Genomic DNA, 3,450 nt, shown 5'->3' on the forward strand with positions numbered 1-3,450 from the left:
GTGGAGTCAGACTGATAGTCAGCAAGATTATCAGCATCACAAGTTACTCCGCGAGAAATCAAAGATGTAACCAACGATTGCTGAGCCAAGTTTAGGGTTTCTTAAAAACCCAAAGATGTTTGAACTGAAGAGTTTGATCATGGCTCAGATTGAACGCTGGCGGCAGGCCTAACACATGCAAGTCGAGCGGTAGAGAGAAGCTTGCTTCTCTTGAGAGCGGCGGACGGGTGAGTAATGCCTAGGAATCTGCCTGGTAGTGGGGGATAACGTTCGGAAACGGACGCTAATACCGCATACGTCCTACGGGAGAAAGCAGGGGACCTTCGGGCCTTGCGCTATCAGATGAGCCTAGGTCGGATTAGCTAGTTGGTGAGGTAATGGCTCACCAAGGCGACGATCCGTAACTGGTCTGAGAGGATGATCAGTCACACTGGAACTGAGACACGGTCCAGACTCCTACGGGAGGCAGCAGTGGGGAATATTGGACAATGGGCGAAAGCCTGATCCAGCCATGCCGCGTGTGTGAAGAAGGTCTTCGGATTGTAAAGCACTTTAAGTTGGGAGGAAGGGCAGTTACCTAATACGTGATTGTTTTGACGTTACCGACAGAATAAGCACCGGCTAACTCTGTGCCAGCAGCCGCGGTAATACAGAGGGTGCAAGCGTTAATCGGAATTACTGGGCGTAAAGCGCGCGTAGGTGGTTTGTTAAGTTGGATGTGAAATCCCCGGGCTCAACCTGGGAACTGCATTCAAAACTGACTGACTAGAGTATGGTAGAGGGTGGTGGAATTTCCTGTGTAGCGGTGAAATGCGTAGATATAGGAAGGAACACCAGTGGCGAAGGCGACCACCTGGACTAATACTGACACTGAGGTGCGAAAGCGTGGGGAGCAAACAGGATTAGATACCCTGGTAGTCCACGCCGTAAACGATGTCAACTAGCCGTTGGAAGCCTTGAGCTTTTAGTGGCGCAGCTAACGCATTAAGTTGACCGCCTGGGGAGTACGGCCGCAAGGTTAAAACTCAAATGAATTGACGGGGGCCCGCACAAGCGGTGGAGCATGTGGTTTAATTCGAAGCAACGCGAAGAACCTTACCAGGCCTTGACATCCAATGAACTTTCTAGAGATAGATTGGTGCCTTCGGGAACATTGAGACAGGTGCTGCATGGCTGTCGTCAGCTCGTGTCGTGAGATGTTGGGTTAAGTCCCGTAACGAGCGCAACCCTTGTCCTTAGTTACCAGCACGTAATGGTGGGCACTCTAAGGAGACTGCCGGTGACAAACCGGAGGAAGGTGGGGATGACGTCAAGTCATCATGGCCCTTACGGCCTGGGCTACACACGTGCTACAATGGTCGGTACAGAGGGTTGCCAAGCCGCGAGGTGGAGCTAATCCCATAAAACCGATCGTAGTCCGGATCGCAGTCTGCAACTCGACTGCGTGAAGTCGGAATCGCTAGTAATCGCGAATCAGAATGTCGCGGTGAATACGTTCCCGGGCCTTGTACACACCGCCCGTCACACCATGGGAGTGGGTTGCACCAGAAGTAGCTAGTCTAACCTTCGGGAGGACGGTTACCACGGTGTGATTCATGACTGGGGTGAAGTCGTAACAAGGTAGCCGTAGGGGAACCTGCGGCTGGATCACCTCCTTAATCGACGACATCAGCTGCTCCATAAGTTCCCACACGAATTGCTTGATTCATTGAAGAAGACGATAAAGAAGCAGCCCGAAATTGGGTCTGTAGCTCAGTTGGTTAGAGCGCACCCCTGATAAGGGTGAGGTCGGCAGTTCGAATCTGCCCAGACCCACCAATTTTGTGTGGGAAACGCCTGTAGAAATACGGGGCCATAGCTCAGCTGGGAGAGCGCCTGCCTTGCACGCAGGAGGTCAACGGTTCGATCCCGTTTGGCTCCACCACTACTGCTTCTGTTTGTTGAAAGCTTAGAAATGAGCATTCCATCGTGATGATGGTGAATGTTGATTTCTAGTCTTTGATTAGATCGTTCTTTAAAAATTTGGGTATGTGATAGAAAGATAGACTGAACGTTACTTTCACTGGTAACGGATCAGGCTAAGGTAAAATTTGTGAGTTACTCAGTTTTGAGTATTATCGAATTTTCGGCGAATGTTGTCTTCACAGTATAACCAGATTGCTTGGGGTTATATGGTCAAGTGAAGAAGCGCATACGGTGGATGCCTTGGCAGTCAGAGGCGATGAAAGACGTGGTAGCCTGCGAAAAGCTTCGGGGAGTCGGCAAACAGACTTTGATCCGGAGATGTCTGAATGGGGGAACCCAGCCATCATAAGATGGTTATCTTACGCTGAATACATAGGCGTAAGAGGCGAACCAGGGGAACTGAAACATCTAAGTACCCTGAGGAAAAGAAATCAACCGAGATTCCCTTAGTAGTGGCGAGCGAACGGGGACTAGCCCTTAAGTGGCTTTGAGATTAGCGGAACGCTCTGGAAAGTGCGGCCATAGTGGGTGATAGCCCTGTACGCGAAAATCTCTTAGTCATGAAATCGAGTAGGACGGAGCACGAGAAACTTTGTCTGAATATGGGGGGACCATCCTCCAAGGCTAAATACTACTGACTGACCGATAGTGAACTAGTACCGTGAGGGAAAGGCGAAAAGAACCCCGGAGAGGGGAGTGAAATAGATCCTGAAACCGTATGCGTACAAGCAGTGGGAGCCCACTTTGTTGGGTGACTGCGTACCTTTTGTATAATGGGTCAGCGACTTATTTTCAGTGGCGAGCTTAACCGAATAGGGGAGGCGTAGCGAAAGCGAGTCTTAATAGGGCGTCTAGTCGCTGGGAATAGACCCGAAACCGGGCGATCTATCCATGGGCAGGTTGAAGGTTGGGTAACACTAACTGGAGGACCGAACCGACTACCGTTGAAAAGTTAGCGGATGACCTGTGGATCGGAGTGAAAGGCTAATCAAGCTCGGAGATAGCTGGTTCTCCTCGAAAGCTATTTAGGTAGCGCCTCATGTATCACTGTAGGGGGTAGAGCACTGTTTCGGCTAGGGGGTCATCCCGACTTACCAAACCGATGCAAACTCCGAATACCTACAAGTGCCGAGCATGGGAGACACACGGCGGGTGCTAACGTCCGTCGTGAAAAGGGAAACAACCCAGACCGTCAGCTAAGGTCCCAAAGTTATGGTTAAGTGGGAAACGATGTGGGAAGGCTTAGACAGCTAGGAGGTTGGCTTAGAAGCAGCCACCCTTTAAAGAAAGCGTAATAGCTCACTAGTCGAGTCGGCCTGCGCGGAAGATGTAACGGGGCTCAAACCATACACCGAAGCTACGGGTATCACGTAAGTGATGCGGTAGAGGAGCGTTCTGTAAGCCTGTGAAGGTGAGTTGAGAAGCTTGCTGGAGGTATCAGAAGTGCGAATGCTGACATGAGTAACGACAATGGGTGTGAAAAAC

2 tRNA genes and 2 rRNA genes are annotated in these 3,450 nt (G+C 50.7%); all 4 read left to right on the plus strand.

The annotated features are described in order from the left end of the window. The first annotated feature begins 121 nt into the window (after positions 1 to 121). Positions 122 to 1,658, plus strand: a 16S ribosomal RNA gene (locus B348_RS0103320). 83 nt (positions 1,659 to 1,741) lie between these two features. Further along, positions 1,742 to 1,818, plus strand: a tRNA-Ile gene (locus tag B348_RS0103325). Positions 1,819 to 1,848: 30 nt separating this feature from the next. Further along, a tRNA-Ala gene (locus B348_RS0103330) sits at positions 1,849 to 1,924 on the plus strand. A 249-nt stretch (positions 1,925 to 2,173) separates the two neighbouring features. Beyond that, positions 2,174 to 3,450, plus strand: a 23S ribosomal RNA gene (locus B348_RS0103335); the annotation flags it as partial.

Source organism: Pseudomonas sp. CBZ-4, assembly GCF_000346755.1.
Classification (GTDB): Bacteria; Pseudomonadota; Gammaproteobacteria; order Pseudomonadales; family Pseudomonadaceae; genus Aquipseudomonas.